Raw genomic sequence first — 17,766 nt, forward strand, 5'->3', positions numbered from 1 at the left:
CATGGCGCTTCCTCTGCCGAGTCGCTATCTGACGCCTGACGACCTGGTTGAGATGTTCGAGCTGCCCAGCGTCGAGACGGTCTACCAGTGGCGCCGGAAGCGGACCGGACCCCGCGGCTTCCGTGTCGGCCGGCACCTCCGCTTCGACCCCGACGACGTACGGGCCTGGGTCGACTCCCGCCGGAGCGAGGCGGTTGCCTGATGGCCGGACACATTCAGGACCGCTGGTTCGTGACCGTGACCGGTCCTGACGGTAAGCCGCGCAAGGTGAAGTCGGATCGCTACGGAGTGGGGTCCCGCTACCGCGCGCGCTACGTCGGGCCGGACGGCACGGAGAAGTCGAAGAGCTTCCCGGACCGACAGAAGCGGCTCGCTGATCAGTGGCTGGCCCATACCGAAGCGGACATGGCGCGGGGACAGTACATCGATCCCCGTGCGGCCCGGACCACCTTCCAGCAGTACGCGGAGGGCTGGGTGTCCACCCAAGGGGCGGACCCCAACACGCAAGCCTCGATGGAGTCGCAGCTCCGGCTGCACGCGTTCCCGTACCTCGGCACGCGTCCGCTTGGTTCGTTCCAGCCGGCGCACATCCGCGACTGGGTGCAGCAGCTCCAGGCGAACGGTGTCCGTGGCTCGTACGCCCGGACGATCTACTCCAACGTGCGGGCGGCTCTCAGTGCGGCCGTGGACGACGGGCACCTTCCTCGGAACCCTTGCGCTGCCCGATCGGTGCGGCCGCCGACCGTGGATACGAAGCGCGTCACGCCGTGGACGGCGAAACGGCTCTTCGCTGTGCGAGCGGGCATGCCGGAGCGGTACCAAGCGATGGTCGACCTGGGCGGCGGCTGCGGCCTCCGGCAAGGCGAGATCCTGGGTGTCGCGGTGGACGCGATCGACTTCCGGTTGGACACGTTGCACGTAGTCCAGCAGCTCAAGCTGAGCCGCAGCAAGCCCGTCTTTGCTCCGCCCAAGGGCGGCAAGCTGCGGGACGTGCCGCTCCCCGGGCCTGTCGCTGACGCGCTGCGGGCCCACATGAAGCAGTTCCCGCCGGTCGAGATCACGTTGCCGTGGAAGGTAGCGGGCGGACCGCTGGTGACCAAGCGGCTGGTCTTCACGGGCCCGCGCGGGGGTCACGTCTGGCGCACCTCACTGAACGAGGAGGCGTGGAAACCGGCTCTGGCCTCGGCCGGGGTCATCCCGGTCCCCGCGGCCGGTGCTTCGCACGCCGAGTCACGCGAGAACGGCATGCACGCGATGCGGCACTTCTACGCGTCGGTGCTGTTGGACGCCGGGGAGAACATCAAGGCGCTCGCCGAGTACCTCGGGCACTCCGACCCTGGCCTGACGCTCCGGGTGTACGCGCACCTGATGCCGTCGAGTCAGGAGCGGACTCGGAACGCTGTCACGCAAGTATTTGGCACGGTTGGAGAGCGGAAGCATGTAGGCGACTACCGGCAGGGTTAAGGTGCGCGGTTAGTAGAGGCGCTTAGAAGAAGCCGTTAGTAGAAGCGGTTAGTGGAAGCGTTAGTAGAAGTCGTTAACAGAAGCGATTAGTGGAAGCGATTAGTGGAAGCCGTTAGTGGAACCGCTTAGATAAGCGGATAGAGGGAAGCGCTTAGAGAAGGGGCTCACCGATCGACTTACGGAGAGTGGCCACCCTGCTCGCTCCCTGGTCAACTCTCTGTTGGGCGTGCATGCATGCAAGCCAAGCTCGTACGCATGCCGGGGGTTGGCCGGACGGAGGAAGGGGCTCCGGACACGCGAAGTCGCCACCCGCAAACTAGGCTTTTGGCGACCCTCATTCAATACCCCGCATGCCCTCACCTGGCGATTTGCTGAAGGGTCACTCGCCTTAATAGGGTTCACATGCAATTCAGGGCCGCTCCCGTGCCGGGGAGCGGCCCTGTCTCCATCAATGCGCCAGCGGAAACCAGCACCTGGAGGACACCTATGCTCGCACGCGCGAGTCTCACTATCCACATCGTCCCGTATGCGTTGCCGATGCCCTTGATCGGTTGCGCGGCGGCGGTACTGCCCATCTGGGTCGACATCCCGCTGGGTACGGCCGCCCTCGCGGGATTCTTCATCGCCTTCCGTGTGCGCGTGCGCCTGGCCCGTGGGCCTTCCCAGGTCTGACGGCCCACAGACGGCCCAGCCCACCAAAAAGCCCCCCACCACGCGGAGAACCCGCAGGCGGGGGGCTTCTTCAACTCTGCTTACTTCTTCTTGCCCTGGTTCTTCACAGCCTCGATCGCAGCCTTCGCCGCGTCCGGGTCCAGGTACGTGCCGCCCGGCTTCAGCGGGCGGAAGTCGGCGTCCAGCTCGTAGGAGAGCGGGATGCCGGTCGGGATGTTGAGGCCCGAGATGGCGTCGTCGGAGATGCCGTCCAGGTGCTTCACCAGGCCGCGGAGGCTGTTGCCGTGGGCGGCGACCAGGACGGTCTTGCCGTCGAGGAGGTCCGGGACGATGCCGTCGTACCAGTACGGCAGCATGCGCTCGACGACGTCCTTGAGGCACTCCGTACGCGGGCGCAGCTCCGTCGGGATCGTCGCGTAGCGCGGGTCGGCGCTCTGCGAGAACTCGGCGCCGTCCTCGAGCGCCGGCGGCGGGGTGTCGTACGAGCGGCGCCACAGCATGAACTGCTCCTCGCCGAACTCGGCGAGCGTCTGGGCCTTGTCCTTGCCCTGCAGCGCGCCGTAGTGGCGCTCGTTCAGCCGCCAGGAGCGGTGTACGGGGATCCAGTGGCGGTCCGCGGCCTCGAGCCCGAGCTGGGCGGTGCGGATCGCGCGCTTCTGGAGGGAGGTGTGCACGACGTCGGGGAGCAGGCCGGCGTCCTTGAGCAGCTCACCGCCGCGTACCGCCTCCTTCTCGCCCTTGTCGGTGAGGTCTACGTCCACCCATCCGGTGAACAGGTTCTTCGCGTTCCATTCGCTCTCGCCGTGGCGGAGGAGGATCAGCTTGTACGGTGCGTCGGCCATGGGTCCGAGCGTAATCGAACCCGTACGGGCTCCGCGCGCCCGGCCAAGGGGCGGACCGCGGCCGCCGTGAGGCCGTGACGATTGACGGGCGGCGTCAATTGAGTGGCGGTCGGAGATTTCACCTTCGTAATGTTCGGACAGCTGCGGTACCGCTTACAGGTCCGCGTCCATTTCTTACGTCCCTGGGGGGAGCTCCTATGTCCGTCGCCGGTCTCAGAAAGGCGGCACACGAGACGGTCGCCGGCTTCCCCAGGGAGTTCTGGTGGCTGTGGACCAGCACCCTGGTCAACCGTCTCGGGGCGTTCGTCGCCACGTTCATGGCGCTCTACCTGACCCTGGACCGGGGCTACTCGGCCTCGTACGCCGGTCTCGTCGCCGCCCTCCACGGGCTCGGCGGGGTCGTCTCGTCGCTGGGTGCCGGGGTGATGACGGACCGGCTCGGCCGCCGCCCGACGATGCTGATCGCGCAGTTGTCGACCGCGGTGTCGGTCGCCGTGCTCGGGTTCATGGTGCATCCGGCGGCCATCGCGGGTGTGGCGTTCGTCGTCGGTATGGCGAGCAACGCCTCACGCCCCGCCGTGCAGGCGATGATGGCGGACATCGTCCGCCCCGAGGACCGGGTGCGGGCCTTCTCGCTCAACTACTGGGCCGTCAACCTGGGGTTCGCCGTCTCGTCGGCCGGTGCGGGGTTCATCGCCGAGTACAGCTACCTGGCCGGTTTCCTGTGCGAGGCCGCTCTGACCCTGCTGTGCGCCGTCGTCGTCTTCCTCAAGGTGCCGGAGTCCAGGCCGGAGCAGGCGCCCCGGGTCGCCGGGGTCCGGCCGCCGGACGACGTGCGGCTGAGCACCGTCCTGCGCGACGGCCGTTACATGGGCGTCGTCGGGCTGTCGTTCCTCGTCGCGCTGATCTTCCAGCAGGGGTACGTCGGGCTGCCGGTGGCCATGGGCGCGGACGGGCTGTCCGCTTCGGACTTCGGCACGGCCATAGCCGTCAACGGTGTGCTGATCGTGGTCCTGCAGATCCCCGTGACCCGCTTCATCCAGCACCGCGACCCGCGCCGCCTGCTGATCATCTCGTCCCTGCTCGCCGGGTACGGATTCGGGCTGACCGCCTTCGCCGGCTCCGTCGGCGTGTACGCGCTGACCGTCTGCGTCTGGACCCTCGCGGAGATCGTCAACGCGCCGACGCAGACGGGCATCGTCGTACAGCTGTCCCCGTCCCACGGCCGTGGCCGCTACCAGGGGATGTACACGATGTCCTGGTCGGTGGCCGCTCTGATCGCCCCGCTGATGTCCGGTTTCGTTATCGACCACTACGGTGCCGCCTGGCTGTGGGGGACCTGCGCGGTGCTGGGCACCGTGACCGCGGCCGGCTACTGGCTGCTGATGCGGAGCCTCGAACTGCCCGGTTCGGTGAAGTCCGCGCAGGCGGCTCCCGTCGCACCGGCCGCGCCCGCGCCCCAGACGTCACTCGCCGCACCGGCCGTCACCGTCGAGCACGGGGCGCCGCCCGTCGACCACGAGGCGCCGCCCGCCGAGCGGGCCGTGGCGGCCGGGGGCACCGGACCGTCCCTCTGAGAGCGCGACGGCGGTGCCCCGGCACGGATACGCGTCCGTCGCCGGGGCACCGCCGTCGCGCTGCCGGGGCCGGGTCAGCCGCCGCACTGGCAGGGAGCGCCGGACTGGCAGCCGCACCCGCAGCCCGAGCCGCAGCCGCAGGCCCCCAGCACGGTGAGATGCACCACTTCGGTCGGGGGTTCCTGCTGGGGTTCGGTCACGGGGGAATCGGCCATGGTCCCTCCTCAGGGAGTACGGGAGTGCGACTCGACGGCGTACGGCACATGCGCGTTGTGCAGGGCGCGCACATGACGACGGCGGGGGATGTACGGCATGGCGCGCCGCCCCCGCACCCATTGCATGCCCCGTAAGGAGGGCGCATCAACGGCGCACGAAGGGGAACGGACGTACGGGCGCGGTGTTCGCCGCGCCCTTCGCGCCCCCTCCACCGAGGCCGGAGCCCCGTCCGCCCCGCCGAAGCGGAGCCTGCTCGTCCGAGCCGGAGCCCGTCCGCCTGGGCCGGAGCCCTACGCCCCTTCCACCGAGGTCGGAGCCTGCATCTCGTCCGCGTGCTCGCCCGTGACCAGGTAGACGACGCGCTTGGCGACCGACACGGCGTGGTCGGCGAAGCGCTCGTAGTACCGGCCGAGCAGGGTCACGTCGACGGCCGTCTCGATGCCGTGCTTCCAGCGGTCGTCCATCAGGTGCTGGAACAGCGTGCGGTGCAGCAGGTCCATCTCGTCGTCGTCCTGCTCCAGCTGGAGGGCCAGGTCGACGTCCTTGGTGATGATGACCTCGGCCGACTTCGCCATCAGCCGCTGTGCGAGCTGGCCCATCTCCAGGATGGTCGCGTGCAGGTCGTTGGGCACCGCGGTCGCCGGGAAGCGGAGCCGCGCGAGCTTGGCGACGTGCTGGGCGAGGTCGCCCGACCGCTCCAGGTCGGCACTCATGCGCAGCGAGGTCACCACGATCCGCAGATCGGTGGCGACCGGCTGCTGGCGGGCCAGCAGCGCGATGGCGCGCGCCTCCAGGTCGTGCTGCAGGTCGTCGACCTTCTGGTCCGCGGCGATCACGCTCTCGGCGAGCTTGAGATCGGCGTCGAGCATGGACGTCGTCGCCCGTCCGATGGCCGAGCCGACGAGGCGGGCCATCTCGACCAGGCCCTCGCCGATCGAATCGAGTTCCTCGTGATAAGCGTCGCGCATGGAAGTCCCTCTCCAGATCCTTGCTGAGGCCGGGGTCACTGGGCCGACCCCCACGCTGCCACGGTGCGGCCCCAACGCGTCGGGATCCGGCCTCCTAAGTGAACCGTCACTATCCCCTTGGTGAACTCTGGGCGACGAGTGTTCGAGATGGCACTCGGATGGCTGGGAGAGTGTCGGCGAGCCCGCATAACCTTGAAGCATGGACGTGAACGCGGCGGTCGCCGCAGCTGCCGCGATCGCCGGGCTCTGTACCGGTGTGATCGCTGTGCTGGCGTTCCGCTGGAGCGAGCGCGAGCAGAAGCGCCCCACGCGCACGTCCGTGCGGCCCGACAGCAACGCTCCGCTGCCCCCGGGGGTCGACACCGTCCTCTCCGTGCTCAGCTCGTCCGCCGTCGTGCTCGACGAGAGCGACAGCGTGGTCAAGGCCAGCTCCGCCGCGTACGCGCTGGGGCTGGTCAGGGGCGGACGCCTGGCCGTGGAGCCGATGCTCCATATGGCCAGGGACACCCGCCGGGACGGCGAGATACGCCAGGGGGAGCTGGACCTGCCGCGCCGGGGCACGGGACGCGGTGAGGCCCTGGCCGTCTCCGCCAGGGTGGCTCCGCTGGGGTCGCGCCTGGTGCTGCTGCTGGTCGAGGACCTCACGGAGGCCCGCCGCATAGAGGCGGTCCGGCGCGACTTCGTGGCCAACGTCAGCCATGAGCTCAAGACCCCCGTCGGCGCGCTCTCGCTGCTCTCCGAAGCCGTCATGGACGCCTCCGACGATCCGGAGGCGGTGGAGAGGTTCGCCGGCCGCATGCAGATCGAGGCGACCCGGCTGACCAACCTCGTCCAGGAGCTCATCGACCTCTCCCGGGTGCAGAACGACGACCCGCTGGAGGACGCCGAGCCCGTACGCGTGGAGGAGCTGGTCGTCGAGGCCATCGACCGGTGCCGCCAGCAGGCGGGCTCCAAGCAGATCACCATGGCGTCCGGCGGTACGGACGATCTCTTCGTCTGGGGCAACCGGGGCCAGCTCGCGGCCGCGCTCGGCAACCTCGTGGAGAACGCCGTCAACTACAGCCCCGCCCGTACGCGCGTCGGTATCGCCGCCCGTCGGCTCGCCGCGCCCGGCGGGGATCTCATCGAGATAGCCGTGACCGACCAGGGCATCGGCATCTCCGAGAAGGACCGCGAGCGGGTCTTCGAGCGGTTCTACCGCGTCGATCCGGCCCGCTCACGGGCCACCGGTGGCACCGGTCTCGGCCTCGCCATCGTCAAGCACGTGGCCGCCTCGCACGGCGGGGAGGTCACCGTCTGGAGCTCCGAGGGACAGGGCTCCACGTTCACCCTGCGACTGCCCGAGTCGGGTGTCGTCAGGGGTCGTACCAACGGCGGACCGTTCGTCCTCGACGACGCAGTCGACGACGAGGGGCCGTACGAGACCGATACTTTTGAACCATTTCCTGCCCCGGAGGCTCTTCCGTGACCCGAGTGCTTGTCGTCGAGGATGAGGAATCCTTCAGCGACGCCCTGTCCTACATGCTGCGCAAGGAAGGCTTCGAGGTGGCCATCGCGGCCACCGGCCCGGACGGCCTCGACGAGTTCGAGCGCAACGGTGCCGATCTCGTGCTCCTCGACCTGATGCTGCCGGGCCTGCCCGGTACGGAGGTCTGCCGCCAGCTCCGTGTGCGGTCGAACGTCCCGGTGATCATGGTCACCGCCAAGGACAGCGAGATCGACAAGGTCGTCGGCCTGGAGATAGGAGCCGACGACTACGTGACCAAGCCCTTCTCCTCGCGGGAGCTGGTGGCCCGCATCCGCGCGGTCCTGCGCCGCCGCGGCGAGCCCGAGGAGATCACTCCGGCGGCCCTGGAGGCCGGCCCGGTCCGGATGGACGTGGACCGTCACGTCGTCACCGTCTCCGGCGGCAAGGTCGACCTCCCGCTGAAGGAGTTCGACCTGCTCGAGATGCTCCTGCGGAACGCCGGCCGGGTGCTGACGCGCATGCAGCTGATCGACCGGGTGTGGGGCGCGGACTACGTCGGGGACACCAAGACCCTGGACGTCCACGTCAAGCGGCTCCGGGCGAAGATCGAGCCCGATCCGGGGGCGCCGCGTTATCTCGTGACCGTGCGCGGCCTGGGCTACAAGTTCGAGCCGTAAACCGGGGGCCGACAGCGACGTGGGGGGTGTCTCCGGCCGGAGACACCCCCCACGTGCGTGCGCCCGCCCGTGAGGGCGGGCGCTTACGCGTCCTCGGAGGCGGCGGACGCCTCGTCCGACCGCGTACGTGTCACTCGGAGGCGGACGCCTCGTCCGACGGGGTGGCCGATCCGTCCGCCGGTGCCGACGGTTCGCCGGACGCGGACGGGCTGCCGGACTCGGCACCCGGAGTCGCGGACGCGTCGCCCGAGGGGGTGGGCTTCGGCGTCGGCAGCGTGCTGGGGCCGAACTTCTCGAAGAAGCTGGTCGCCGGCACGACGGAGGCGCCGAGCTCGATGTCCCCGGTCTCGCTGAACGTGAAGGCCACGTTCTGCACGCTTCCGTCCGCGCCGACCTGACGGCCGTTCTCGATCACGGCGGAGGCGTTGTTCTTGCCGCCGAGCACGAGCCGTCCGCCGGCCGGGAGGACGAGCGGGCCCTTGCCCTTGGCGGGCTGGAGCTTCACCGTGGCGTTGCCGCCGGGCAGCGTGATCTTCTCCAGGACCTCACGCTTCGTCGTGTCGTTGAAGAGGGTGGCGGTGATGACGGCCGGGCCCTCTGCCTCGTGATCCGGCTGCGTGATCACGTTGAGGTTCTGGATCTTGATGCCGTCGACAGCGGTTGCTGCGTTGTCTGGCCTGACCTGGAGCGTCTGCGCGTTGTTGCCGGCACCGCAGGCGGACAGGGTGGCGATCGAGAACACGAGGGCAGTGGCGGCGAGGGCGCCGTGTCGAAGGCTGCGGCTCACGGCGGCGGCAACTCCTTGAACGTTCGGACTGCGGACTTCGGACTCTGCGGACAGGAAGGCCCGAGCGGCCGTAAAGCCGCCCTAAGTGTGTGTCAGCGGGCTTCAGGTTACCGAGCCGTCGTCCCAGGCCCGCACCCGACCCGCCCCCGGGGGAGGTCGGTCTGCGGACCGCCTACGCCGATGCCGTGGTGCCCGGCGGGCCGACGCGCCCGGCCCGCGCCCGGCCGTGGCGGATCCGCGAGGTTCCGCGCGGTCCCGGCGGCGCCCCGCCGGGCCGGCGGCTCCGCGACCACGTGGATTCGCACCGCGTTCACATAAGGCGGTCGGACGGCGCGTTGAGCGCGTGGTGATCCAATTCCCCGGGGCGGCGTATTTCCCGCGCATAATCCACCCGGCCGGTGCCCGTTGATCAATTTCATTGACCATGGAGGCTAAGACCCGTACGGGTGATCGATGTCCGAACGGAGCAAGGAAAGTTCACCATCCGGAACGCGACAAAACGGGACGTTCGGCTCCTTCTGGAGGGCTTCCGGGGCGTGTGACGGGCACGTTTCAGCTCGCCCGTACGCCCGCTCCGACCTGCGAATATCTTCTTCCGCAAGCCTTCCGCAGCACGTTCGTGTTGCTGTTGTCAAGCCCCGAGATATGCCCTGACCTGCGAAAACGCCATTCAGGAGAAGCTGTTCTCGTGTTACTCTGGATAGCCACGGAAGGGGTACCTGTCACATGACGTTCAAGGTTGGCGACACCGTGGTCTATCCCCATCACGGGGCCGCGCTGATCGAGGCTATCGAAACTCGCCAGATCAAAGGCGTGGACAAGACCTACTTGGTGCTCAAGGTCGCCCAGGGCGACCTGACGGTTCGTGTGCCGGCGGACAATGCGGAGTTCGTCGGTGTGCGTGACGTGGTCGGGCAGGAAGGCCTGGACCGGGTCTTCGAGGTGCTGCGCGCACCGTACGCCGAAGAGCCGACGAACTGGTCCCGACGCTACAAGGCAAATCTCGAGAAGCTCGCCTCCGGCGATGTCATCAAGGTCGCCGAAGTGGTTCGTGACCTGTGGCGTCGCGAGCGCGAGCGCGGTCTCTCCGCAGGTGAGAAGCGCATGCTCGCCAAGGCCCGCCAGATCCTGGTGAGCGAGCTCGCCCTCGCGGAGAACACGAACGAGGACAAGGCCGAGGCCCTTCTCGACGAGGTCCTCGCGTCCTGATCCGGACGACACCGATGACCGGATGACACCGGCGAGAAGTGTCCGGTCCGTGCATATGTGCCGCGGTGCCCGCTGACAAGTCGTTCTGACGGCGAGTCACCGGGCACCGCGGCATGTCCGTCTCCTGGACGGCGCGAAGCCGACCAGGGCAGCGTCCGGTGGCGAGATCCGGGAGATCCACCCCGGCCGCGTCCCGGTGTCGTCGCCCTCGATAACCTCGCACCCTCTTCACGTTCAAGCCCCGTCGGCGGCTCGGCCGACCAGGGGTCACGGAAGGGGTCCCGGTCAGGTCGAGGCGTCGCGCCCGGCTCACTGGGCCCACTACCCATGTCGGCCGTGGAAACAAACCTGCCGAAGCTTCGGAGTGCAACCGATGTCACCGATGTCCCCGACGCCCGCCGAACCGAGTACCGGACGCACCGCGGCGGTCATCCCCGCCGCCGGCCGAGGGGTGCGGCTCGGCCCGGGTGCTCCCAAGGCGCTGCGCGCCCTCGGCGGTACCCCGATGCTGATCCACGCGGTACGGGCCATGGCCGCGTCCCGCGCCGTCTCCCTCGTCGTCGTGGTCGCGCCTCCGGACGGGGCGCCCGAGGTCAAGAACCTCATCGACGGCCACGCGCTGCCCGAGCGCACCGACTACGTCGTCGTCCCCGGCGGTGCGACGCGCCAGGAGTCCGTGAAGCTGGGCATCGACGCGCTGCCGGAGGATGTCTCCGTCGTGCTCGTCCATGACGCCGCGAGGCCGCTCGTGCCCGTCGACACGGTGGACGCCGTGATCGAGGCCGTACGCGACGGGGCCCCCGCGGTGGTCCCCGCGCTGCCGCTCGCCGACACGGTCAAGGAGGTCGAGCCGGGAGAACCGGGTGCCCCCGAGCCGGTGGTCTCGACTCCCGTCCGGGCGCGGCTGCGGGCCGTGCAGACACCTCAGGGATTCGACCGGGCCACGCTGGCCGGGGCGCACGAGCGTGTGGCCGTCGACGGGGACGGCGCGACGGACGACGCGGGCATGGTCGAGCGGCTGGGCGGGACCGTCGTCGTCGTGCCCGGCCACGAAGAGGCCTTCAAGGTGACCCGGCCGCTGGACATGGTCCTGGCCGAGGCCGTTCTCGCACGCCGGAGGGCGAACGATGGGTTCTGAAGCAGCACGCGAGCAGCCCGTGCCCGTGATTCCGCTCGTGGGGATCGGGACCGACATCCACGCCTTCGAGGAGGGCCGCGAACTCTGGTGCGCCGGTCTGCTCTGGGAGGGAGAAGGGCCCGGTCTGGCCGGGCACTCCGATGCCGACGTCGTGGCCCACGCCGCCTGCAACGCCCTGTTCTCGGCTGCGGGACTCGGTGATCTGGGGCAGCACTTCGGCACCGGCCGCCCCGAGTGGTCCGGGGCCTCCGGGGTCACCCTGCTCACCGAGGCCGCCCGGATCGTGCGGTCCGAGGGCTTCGGGATCGGCAACGTCGCCGTGCAGGTCGTCGGTCTGCGCCCGAAGATCGGCAAGCGCCGGGAGGAGGCGCAGAAGGTGCTCTCCGACGCGGTCGGCGCCCCCGTCTCCCTGTCCGCGGCCACCTCCGACGGCCTCGGCTTCACCGGCCGTGGCGAGGGCATCGCGGGCATCGCGACCGCGCTGGTCTACCGCACCGCGGGCTGATCCCGGAGCCGGGGCCCGCCACGGCGGGCCCCGGCGCGGAGGCCGTACGCCCCGCCCCACGCGGCCGCGGGGCGGCCAGTCGGCCGGTGCGCCCGCGATCAGTTCTGACACGTTTTCCACAGGGGGCGCTGGGCACTGGTGCGGGCCCACTACCCTTGAGGGGTGACTATTCGCCTGCACGACACCAACGCCCGGCAGATCCGTGACTTCACCCCGCTCACCCCGGGCTGCGTCTCGATCTACCTCTGTGGCGCGACTGTCCAGGCCGCCCCGCACATCGGTCACATCCGGTCGGGGCTGAACTTCGACATCATGCGCCGCTGGTTCGAGTACCGCGGCTACGACGTCACGTTCATCAGGAACGTCACCGACATCGACGACAAGATCATCAAGAAGTCGGCCGAGCAGAACCGCCCCTGGTGGGCCATCGGCTACGAGAACGAGCGGGCGTTCAACACGGGTTACGACACCCTCGGCTGCCTCCCGCCGACGTACGAGCCGCGCGCCACGGGCCACATCACCGAGATGGTCGAGATGATGCGCGGCCTCATCGAGCGCGGCCACGCCTACGAGGCCGACGGCAACGTCTACTTCGACGTGCGCTCGTTCGAGGGATATCTCGAGCTGTCCAACCAGGACCTCGACGACCTGCGCCAGCCCTCCGGGGACAACGAGACCGGCAAGCGCGACCTGCGTGACTTCGCCATGTGGAAGGCCGCCAAGCCCGGCGAGCCCAGCTGGGAGACCCCGTGGGGACGCGGCCGCCCCGGCTGGCACCTGGAGTGCTCGGCGATGGCCCACAAGTACCTCGGCAGCGCCTTCGACATCCACGGCGGCGGCATCGACCTGATCTTCCCGCACCACGAGAACGAGATCGCCCAGGCCAAGGCCTTCGGCGACGAGTTCGCGAAGTACTGGGTGCACAACGGCTGGGTCACCATGTCCGGCGAGAAGATGTCGAAGTCCCTCGGCAACTCCGTCCTGGTCAGCGAGATGGTGAAGGCCTGGCGCCCCATCGTCCTGCGGTACTACCTCGGCACCCCGCACTACCGCTCCATGATCGAGTACAGCGAGGACTCCCTGCGCGAGGCCGAGTCGGCCTTCGCGCGCATCGAGGGCTTCGTCCAGCGCGTGGTGGAGAAGGCCGGGGGGCCGGTCGAGGCCGCCGCCGAGGTGCCGCCCGCGTTCGCCGAGGCGATGGACGACGACCTGGGTGTCCCGCAGGCGCTCGCGATCGTCCACACCACGGTCCGGCAGGGCAACTCCGCTCTCGCGGCCGACGACAAGGAAGCCGCCGTCGCGCGCCTCGCCGAGGTGCGCGCCATGCTCGGTGTCCTCGGTCTGGACCCGCTCGACCCGCACTGGGCCGGCGAGAGCGACCGGGGCGAGGACCTGCACGGCGTGGTCGACACCCTCGTACGGCTCGTCCTCGACCAGCGGCAGTCGGCACGCGAGCGCAAGGACTGGCCCGCCGCCGACGCCATCCGCGACCAGCTCAACCAGTCCGGCCTCGTCATCGAGGACGGCCCCACGGGGCCCCGGTGGACGCTCGGACCGCGCTGAGCGGGTCCTCGCACCATGCGTGAGCAGCGCAAATGTGCCGCCCGGCCGTCCGGGCGGCACACTTTCACTTGACGACGTTTTTCTGAAGCAACGAAACAGGTAGGTCATGGCCGGGAACAGCCAGCGCAGGAACCGCCGCACGTCCAACAAGAAGGGCATGCAGGTCGGCAGCGGTGGCCAGCGACGCCGTGGTCTCGAAGGCAAGGGACCGACGCCGCCCGCCTCCGCCCGCAAGGGACACAAGAAGAACAGGGTGGCGAGCGCCCAGGCCAAGCAGGCCGCGGCCCGCCGTCCGGCCCCGCGCCGCGGTGGCGTCAAGGGCACGTCGGAGATGGTCGTCGGCCGCAACCCGGTCTTCGAGGCGCTGCGCGACGGCGTTCCCGCGACCACGCTCTACGTCCAGCAGTACATCGACAACGACGAGCGGGTCCGCGAGGCGCTGCAGCTCGCCGGTGAGCGCGGCAACATCAACCTCATGGAGGCGCCGCGCCCCGAGCTCGACCGGATGACGAACGGCCTGAACCACCAGGGCCTCGTCCTCCAGGTCCCGCCCTACGAGTACGCGCACCCGGAGGACCTCACCGCCGCCGCGTACGACAACAACGAGGACCCGCTGATCGTCGCCCTCGACGGTGTCACCGACCCCCGTAACCTCGGTGCGATCGTCCGTTCCGTCTCCGCCTTCGGCGGCCACGGCGTGGTCGTCCCCGAGCGCCGGGCGGCCGGTATGACGGCCGGGGCGTGGAAGTCCTCGGCCGGCACCGCGGCCCGTACCCCGGTCTCACGCGTCACCAACCTGACCCGCGCCCTGGAGGGCTACCAGAAGGCCGGTCTCACCGTGGTCGGCCTCGCCGCCGACGGAGAGCACACCGTCGAGGACCTGGAGGAGCTGGCGGGCCCCGTCGTCATCGTCATCGGCAGCGAGGGCAAGGGCCTCGGCCGCCTCGTCGGCGAGACGTGCGACTACCGGGTGCGGATCTCGATGCCGGGCGGCGCCGAATCGCTGAACGCCGGTGTGGCCGCGGGCATCGTGCTCTACGAGGTGGCCCGCCGCCGGGCGTGAGACGCGGTGGCGGGGGCGGGCCGGCCGGGTTCTCCCCCGACGCCGCGCCCACGGCCCCGCCTGTCCGAGGCCGCGCCCCTGCGGTCCTACGCCCGCGCCCCGTGAGTCCCGCCGTCCCCGCGTGTCCCTCCCGTGCCCAACGAGGCGCGGTACGCGGAATCCATGACACCGGGTCGCCGCCGGGGCAGGCGGAGTACGCCACACGTCTGCGCGGCGCTGCCCCCGAGGGGGTGGTGGATCTCCGTACGGGCGCGCCCCGGCGGGGGTTCGGGAAACCCGCCCGGCCCGCTCGGTCACGGGCTCGCCGCCGGGCCGGTCGACGCCGTCAGCCTGCCGTTGCCCGAAGGGCACGGCCCCTTCCACGCTCCGCCGCGCCCGCGGGGCGGGCACCCGGCATCCCGCTCCGGGGGCCGGGATTCGGCGGACTCGACCGGTGTGGACGGATGTTGACGGGTCTCGGACACTTCCGATGCGTCAAGGCAGTGTCCTAATCACACATCACTCGGTTAGATGAGTGTGGACACCAGAACGCCTCGGTTCGACGACCAACCCGCCCTGAGCATGACGAAGGTGGACAGCGACCCCGCGCAGGTCATCGTCAGCCACGCCAGCTTCCGGGTGCAGCTCGCCCCGGGTCAGCGCACACGTCTGCGCCCCCTGGGCTCCGCCGGGCCGGCGAGGATCCCCGCCATGAGCGGTGCGGGGGCCCGCAGGCGGGCTCCCGTCGTCTGGAGCGGCAGGTCCGAGCCGGGCGACCCCGGCGCGACCGGACTGCTGCAGGCCGTACGGAACTCCACCGCCGGCCACCTCGACACCCGCCCCGGCGGCGACTTCGGCGCGGGCTACGACGACGCGGGCGGCGGCACCCAGGTCATCCCGCGCCTCGACGAGACCCAGCCCAACCCCGTGGTCCCCGCGCCCCACCGGCACGGCGGCGGCCGGAGCGGCCCCCTCCTGCCCCCCATGCGGCAGGCCGTCGGCGCCTACGACTCCGCGGGCACACCGCCGTACGACGGATACGACACCGGCTACGGCGACGATGCCCAGGACGGCGAGGGCCGTGACGGCGCCACCGCCGGGGAGCGCCGCCACGCCGGCGACAACGTCCGGCACGCCTACTACCCCGACCGCCGGATGAACCTCGGGGTCGTGCTCCTCCCGCTGCGCGTCCTGCTCGGTTTCATCTCGATCTACGCCGGCATGGGCAAGCTCTGCGACCCCGCCTACTTTGAGGGCGGCGACCGGGGCTCCATGGTCAAGTGGCTGACCTCGCTGCACCCGTGGTCCGCCGCGGAGCCGCTGCGCGACTTCGCGCTGGCTCACCCGGTCGGCGCCGGTCTCCTGGTCGCCTTCCTGCAGGTCGTGGTGGGTGTGCTCACCGTCCTCGGCCTGTGGCAGCGGGTCGCCGCCGCGTTCGGCGCCCTGCTCTCCGCCGCCCTCCTGGTGACGGTCAGCTGGCGCAGCGTCGCCACGTACGGCGTCTCGGACATCCTCTTCCTGGCCGCCTGGAGCCCGCTGGTCATCGCGGGTGCCCCCGTCTACTCCCTGGACGGGCGCCTCGCCGGCGAGGCCTGGCGCACGCTGGGCCCGCGGTCGGAGATCCGTGACCTCCGCCGCCGGGTGCTGCGCCGCGGCTCCGCGGTGGCCACCGTGGTCGTGGGTCTGACGCTGCTCGTCGGTTCCATGCTGGGCGGAGCGGTCCGCTCCAGCGAGGTCGTCACGGTGCCGGGCCCGGACAGCTACCCGACCAACCAGCTGCCGGGCTCCCCGCTCCCGGGCGAGTCCAAGGCCAAGAAGCGCAAGCCGTCCAGCACCCCGGAGGGCCGCCGTCCGGAGACGTCTCCGTCCAGCGCTCCCGGTACCCCGTCGGCCAAGGAGTCCACCCCGGGTTCGGGTTCCTCGCGTGAGTCCGGTCCCACCGCCGGGGCGAGCACGGGACAGCCCAGCCAGACCCAGGGCACCGGTCAGGCTCCGCCGCAGGAGCCGGAGCCGCAGGAGCCGCCGTCCGGGGACCCGGGCCCCAGCTCCTCGGGTTCCAGCAGTTCGGGCGGCGCCACCGGCGGTTCGGACGGCGGCGGTTCGGACGGGGGTTCCGGTGGCGGATCGTCCGGCGGTCCCGGCCAGAACCCGATCGGCGGTCTGCTCGGCTGACCGACGCACCACACGCCGTGAGGGCGGCCACCGGACATCCGGTGGCCGCCCTCACTCATGGGCAGGGCGTGCGCGGGGTCTCAGTCGCCCGCGTGGGCGCCCAGTTCCTTCGCGGCCTCGGTGAGGTCCTTCGCCGTGTCGATGGCACGCCAGTAGGCGCCCTGCGGCAGCGGGTACCCGGCCAGCCGGCGTTCGCGGGCCAGCCGGGGGAACGTCGTGCGCTCGTGGTCGCCCCGGTCCGGCAGCATCCCCGTGAAGGAGGGTGCGAAGACGTACACGCCGGCGTTGATCAGGTACGGCGACGGCGGCGATTCGATGAAGTCGGTGATGTGCCCGAAGGCGTCCGTCTCGACGGCGCCCCAGGGGATGTGCGGCCGGGCCAGCGCGAGTGTCGCGGTGGCGTCCCGCTCCGCGTGGAAGGCGGCCATCTCGCGGAGGGAGAAGCGGGTCCAGATGTCGCCGTTCGTGGCGTACCAGGGCTCCGACGGATCGGGGAGCCGCGTGGCGGCGTGCTTGAGACCGCCGCCCCGGCCCAGGGGCTCGGTCTCGACGACGGTCGTGACGCGCAGAGGAAGCGCGGCGGAGTCCAGCCATTCCTGGAGGACACCCGCGAGATGGCCGCACGAGATCACGGCATCGGTGACGCCCTCGGAGGCCAGCCAGGACAGCTGATGGCCGATGATCGGCGTCCCCGTCCCGGGGATCTCGACCATCGGCTTGGGGCGGTCATCGGTGTACGGGCGCAGCCGTGACCCCTGGCCACCCGCCAGGATCACGGCCTGCGTCGGATACGTATGCATGGCAGGCACGATATGCCGTGCCCGGACATGCCCCGCTCAGCTGAACTGCGCGACCCCCGAGGCGAACGAGGTGTCGCAGACCGGACGGGAGAAGCGGTGGGCGCGGGTCGGGCCGTACTGGTCGACGGCCGCCTTGCCCAGGGCCCTGGCGAGTGACATGCAGTGCCTGGCGAGCGACGGACGCCCCTCGACGGCACGCTGGAGGCTTGTCAGGGCGACGCCCGGGTCCTTCTCGCGGAGCTCCAGCAGGAGCTTGTCCCGCAGGACGTCCTGCGGTGCCCGTGCCTTGGCCTGCTTGGACACGGTCTCCGAGGCGGCGGTCAGCAGCTGGGTCTCGGTGTCCTGTCCCGACCACTGCACACGGGTGACCGCGAGGGTCCCGGACAGGACCATGACGACGGGCAGTACGAGAGCTAGGGTTCGGCCGATTCGGCGCGCGGTGTGGGTCACGCAGGCGAGCGTAGCGGGCAGTGATGACTCGGCGACATTTCGTCACCCTTGCGGGGGATGGTTCGACGAGGCTTTTCGAATCACACGTTGACGCACCGAGGTGAATTGCCCGTTCTGTCGGGGTATTTGGTGCCCGGTCGACGCGAAACCCGAAGCCGCGACACGACACGCGAACGGCCCCGGTTCCTCGGAGGGAACGCGGGGCCGCGGCGGGAT

Annotated in this window: 18 protein-coding genes; 12 read left to right on the forward strand and 6 right to left on the reverse strand. The window is 70.4% G+C overall.

Features of this window, described 5'->3' with window-relative positions; translation table 11 throughout:
• The first annotated feature begins 1 nt into the window (after position 1).
• From ACFYY2_RS04295 to ACFYY2_RS04305, 3 genes are all read left to right on the forward strand, one after another.
• Positions 2 to 202 carry a helix-turn-helix transcriptional regulator gene (locus ACFYY2_RS04295; RefSeq protein WP_388736870.1) on the forward strand — a complete coding sequence of 67 codons (201 nt, stop codon included), beginning with the start codon at positions 2 to 4 and terminating at the stop codon, positions 200 to 202.
• The gene (locus ACFYY2_RS04300; RefSeq protein WP_388736873.1) at positions 202 to 1,464 is read left to right on the forward strand and encodes a tyrosine-type recombinase/integrase; all 1,263 of its coding nucleotides are present in this window, start codon (positions 202 to 204) and stop codon (positions 1,462 to 1,464) included. The genes ACFYY2_RS04295 and ACFYY2_RS04300 overlap by 1 nt, the downstream gene beginning before the upstream one ends.
• 537 nt (positions 1,465 to 2,001) lie before the next feature.
• Entirely contained in the window at positions 2,002 to 2,136 is a 135-nt protein-coding gene (locus tag ACFYY2_RS04305) for a hypothetical protein (RefSeq protein ID WP_388736876.1), read from the forward strand.
• An 80-nt stretch (positions 2,137 to 2,216) separates the two neighbouring features.
• Here the strand turns inward: ACFYY2_RS04305 and ACFYY2_RS04310 are convergent, their stop codons facing one another.
• Positions 2,217 to 2,978, reverse strand: a complete 762-nt coding sequence (locus ACFYY2_RS04310; protein ID WP_327116193.1) for a phosphoglyceromutase — start codon at positions 2,976 to 2,978, stop codon at positions 2,217 to 2,219.
• 197 nt (positions 2,979 to 3,175) lie between these two features.
• Between ACFYY2_RS04310 and ACFYY2_RS04315 the strand changes: the two genes are divergently transcribed.
• Positions 3,176 to 4,555 carry an MDR family MFS transporter gene (locus ACFYY2_RS04315; protein WP_388736879.1) on the forward strand — a complete coding sequence of 460 codons (1,380 nt, stop codon included), beginning with the start codon at positions 3,176 to 3,178 and terminating at the stop codon, positions 4,553 to 4,555.
• 74 nt (positions 4,556 to 4,629) lie between these two features.
• Here ACFYY2_RS04315 and ACFYY2_RS04320 read toward each other — a convergent pair whose 3' ends face one another.
• Together ACFYY2_RS04320 and phoU are read right to left on the reverse strand one after the other, a co-directional pair.
• Positions 4,630 to 4,770 (reverse strand): hypothetical protein, encoded by a 141-nt coding sequence (locus ACFYY2_RS04320; RefSeq protein ID WP_327116189.1) that lies wholly within the window; start codon positions 4,768 to 4,770, stop codon positions 4,630 to 4,632.
• 291 nt (positions 4,771 to 5,061) lie between these two features.
• Complete coding sequence (phoU, locus tag ACFYY2_RS04325; protein ID WP_388736883.1) at positions 5,062 to 5,739, reverse strand: phosphate signaling complex protein PhoU; 678 nt, start codon at positions 5,737 to 5,739, stop codon at positions 5,062 to 5,064.
• Between the two features lie 199 nt (positions 5,740 to 5,938).
• On the opposite strand from phoU, the gene ACFYY2_RS04330 reads away from it, so the two are divergent.
• Both ACFYY2_RS04330 and ACFYY2_RS04335 read left to right on the forward strand, forming a co-directional pair.
• Entirely contained in the window at positions 5,939 to 7,207 is a 1,269-nt protein-coding gene (locus ACFYY2_RS04330) for a sensor histidine kinase (RefSeq protein ID WP_388736885.1), read from the forward strand.
• Positions 7,204 to 7,884 carry a response regulator transcription factor gene (locus ACFYY2_RS04335; RefSeq protein WP_327116183.1) on the forward strand — a complete coding sequence of 227 codons (681 nt, stop codon included), beginning with the start codon at positions 7,204 to 7,206 and terminating at the stop codon, positions 7,882 to 7,884. The genes ACFYY2_RS04330 and ACFYY2_RS04335 overlap by 4 nt, the downstream gene beginning before the upstream one ends.
• A gap of 130 nt (positions 7,885 to 8,014) precedes the next feature.
• Here the strand turns inward: ACFYY2_RS04335 and ACFYY2_RS04340 are convergent, their stop codons facing one another.
• Positions 8,015 to 8,671 carry a DUF461 domain-containing protein gene (locus tag ACFYY2_RS04340; protein ID WP_388736888.1) on the reverse strand — a complete coding sequence of 219 codons (657 nt, stop codon included), beginning with the start codon at positions 8,669 to 8,671 and terminating at the stop codon, positions 8,015 to 8,017.
• Positions 8,672 to 9,397: 726 nt separating this feature from the next.
• Here ACFYY2_RS04340 and ACFYY2_RS04345 point away from each other — a divergent pair.
• The 6 genes from ACFYY2_RS04345 to ACFYY2_RS04370 all read left to right on the forward strand — a co-directional run bounded on the left by ACFYY2_RS04345 (position 9,398) and on the right by ACFYY2_RS04370 (position 16,300).
• Complete coding sequence (locus ACFYY2_RS04345; RefSeq protein ID WP_006380568.1) at positions 9,398 to 9,880, forward strand: CarD family transcriptional regulator; 483 nt, start codon at positions 9,398 to 9,400, stop codon at positions 9,878 to 9,880.
• 373 nt (positions 9,881 to 10,253) lie between these two features.
• Positions 10,254 to 11,018: a 2-C-methyl-D-erythritol 4-phosphate cytidylyltransferase gene (gene ispD, locus ACFYY2_RS04350; RefSeq protein WP_388736890.1), complete on the forward strand. Its 765-nt coding sequence runs from the start codon at positions 10,254 to 10,256 to the stop codon at positions 11,016 to 11,018.
• A complete protein-coding gene (gene ispF, locus ACFYY2_RS04355; RefSeq protein ID WP_388736893.1) occupies positions 11,008 to 11,523 on the forward strand; it encodes a 2-C-methyl-D-erythritol 2,4-cyclodiphosphate synthase in 516 nt (171 codons plus the stop codon). Before ispD ends, ispF begins: the two co-directional genes overlap by 11 nt.
• Before the next feature lie 162 nt (positions 11,524 to 11,685).
• On the forward strand, positions 11,686 to 13,086 hold the full coding sequence (cysS, locus tag ACFYY2_RS04360; protein ID WP_388736896.1) for a cysteine--tRNA ligase: 1,401 nt from the start codon (positions 11,686 to 11,688) through the stop codon (positions 13,084 to 13,086).
• Positions 13,087 to 13,192: 106 nt separating this feature from the next.
• Positions 13,193 to 14,149, forward strand: a complete 957-nt coding sequence (gene rlmB, locus ACFYY2_RS04365; protein WP_388736899.1) for a 23S rRNA (guanosine(2251)-2'-O)-methyltransferase RlmB — start codon at positions 13,193 to 13,195, stop codon at positions 14,147 to 14,149.
• Between the two features lie 510 nt (positions 14,150 to 14,659).
• The gene (locus tag ACFYY2_RS04370) at positions 14,660 to 16,300 is read left to right on the forward strand and encodes a DoxX family membrane protein (RefSeq protein ID WP_388736902.1); all 1,641 of its coding nucleotides are present in this window, start codon (positions 14,660 to 14,662) and stop codon (positions 16,298 to 16,300) included.
• A gap of 80 nt (positions 16,301 to 16,380) precedes the next feature.
• On the opposite strand, the gene ACFYY2_RS04375 is transcribed toward ACFYY2_RS04370, so the two are convergent.
• On the reverse strand, positions 16,381 to 17,100 hold the full coding sequence (locus ACFYY2_RS04375; protein WP_388736905.1) for an NDP-sugar synthase: 720 nt from the start codon (positions 17,098 to 17,100) through the stop codon (positions 16,381 to 16,383).
• 36 nt (positions 17,101 to 17,136) lie between these two features.
• Complete coding sequence (locus ACFYY2_RS04380) at positions 17,137 to 17,550, reverse strand: hypothetical protein (protein WP_388736907.1); 414 nt, start codon at positions 17,548 to 17,550, stop codon at positions 17,137 to 17,139.
• Positions 17,551 to 17,766: the final 216 nt, after the last annotated feature.

Source organism: Streptomyces sp. NPDC001822, assembly GCF_042892135.1.
Taxonomy (GTDB): domain Bacteria; phylum Actinomycetota; class Actinomycetes; order Streptomycetales; family Streptomycetaceae; genus Streptomyces.

Excerpts from the sequence above, each read along its gene's own strand:
- ACFYY2_RS04295 (WP_388736870.1), top strand. The coding sequence starts at position 2 with ATGGCGCTTCCTCTGCCGAGTCGCTATCTGACGCCTGACGACCTGGTT.
- ACFYY2_RS04300 (WP_388736873.1), top strand. The coding sequence starts at position 202 with ATGGCCGGACACATTCAGGACCGCTGGTTCGTGACCGTGACCGGTCCT.
- ACFYY2_RS04305 (WP_388736876.1), top strand. The coding sequence starts at position 2,002 with ATGCCCTTGATCGGTTGCGCGGCGGCGGTACTGCCCATCTGGGTCGAC.
- ACFYY2_RS04310 (WP_327116193.1), bottom strand. The coding sequence starts at position 2,978 with ATGGCCGACGCACCGTACAAGCTGATCCTCCTCCGCCACGGCGAGAGC.
- ACFYY2_RS04315 (WP_388736879.1), top strand. The coding sequence starts at position 3,176 with ATGTCCGTCGCCGGTCTCAGAAAGGCGGCACACGAGACGGTCGCCGGC.
- ACFYY2_RS04320 (WP_327116189.1), bottom strand. The coding sequence starts at position 4,770 with ATGGCCGATTCCCCCGTGACCGAACCCCAGCAGGAACCCCCGACCGAA.
- phoU (WP_388736883.1), bottom strand. The coding sequence starts at position 5,739 with ATGCGCGACGCTTATCACGAGGAACTCGATTCGATCGGCGAGGGCCTG.
- ACFYY2_RS04330 (WP_388736885.1), top strand. The coding sequence starts at position 5,939 with ATGGACGTGAACGCGGCGGTCGCCGCAGCTGCCGCGATCGCCGGGCTC.
- ACFYY2_RS04345 (WP_006380568.1), top strand. The coding sequence starts at position 9,398 with ATGACGTTCAAGGTTGGCGACACCGTGGTCTATCCCCATCACGGGGCC.
- ispD (WP_388736890.1), top strand. The coding sequence starts at position 10,254 with ATGTCACCGATGTCCCCGACGCCCGCCGAACCGAGTACCGGACGCACC.
- ispF (WP_388736893.1), top strand. The coding sequence starts at position 11,008 with ATGGGTTCTGAAGCAGCACGCGAGCAGCCCGTGCCCGTGATTCCGCTC.
- rlmB (WP_388736899.1), top strand. The coding sequence starts at position 13,193 with ATGGCCGGGAACAGCCAGCGCAGGAACCGCCGCACGTCCAACAAGAAG.
- ACFYY2_RS04370 (WP_388736902.1), top strand. The coding sequence starts at position 14,660 with ATGAGTGTGGACACCAGAACGCCTCGGTTCGACGACCAACCCGCCCTG.
- ACFYY2_RS04375 (WP_388736905.1), bottom strand. The coding sequence starts at position 17,100 with ATGCATACGTATCCGACGCAGGCCGTGATCCTGGCGGGTGGCCAGGGG.